Origin of the sequence: Idiomarina sp. Sol25, assembly GCF_033052775.1 — a bacterium.
Taxonomy (GTDB): Bacteria; Pseudomonadota; Gammaproteobacteria; order Enterobacterales; family Alteromonadaceae; genus Idiomarina.
The window spans coordinates 1-239 of record NZ_JAUPEW010000234.1 but is presented as its reverse complement, the minus strand read 5'-3'; the positions used below and the strand labels follow the sequence as shown (position 1 = coordinate 239).

Below are 239 nucleotides of genomic sequence, written 5' to 3'. Positions count from 1 at the left end.
CTCGGAAGACTCCGTTTGTCTTTTGGCTTTTCAAAACGAAAGTAATCAAGAACTTCTTACTCAATGTGTGCTGAATGACTCTGATTCATTTCAGCCGGCTTATCAGCATACTGCTCGGTTTTGGCGGTGCCGATAATATTCCAGGCAAAGGTCATTAGATTATTTTTCAACACTTTTAACTCAGACATTAAAGTCACCGGATCGAGTTGTAAGTACATTGCGGTCAAATCAACATTGAC

The 239-nt window shown here is 40.2% G+C and carries 1 protein-coding gene; it reads right to left on the bottom strand.

The features are described 5' to 3' along the window. Positions 1-56: 56 nt before the first annotated feature. A partial coding sequence (locus Q5L94_RS14110) for a hypothetical protein (RefSeq protein WP_317498975.1) occupies positions 57-239 on the bottom strand: 183 nt, incomplete at its 5' end.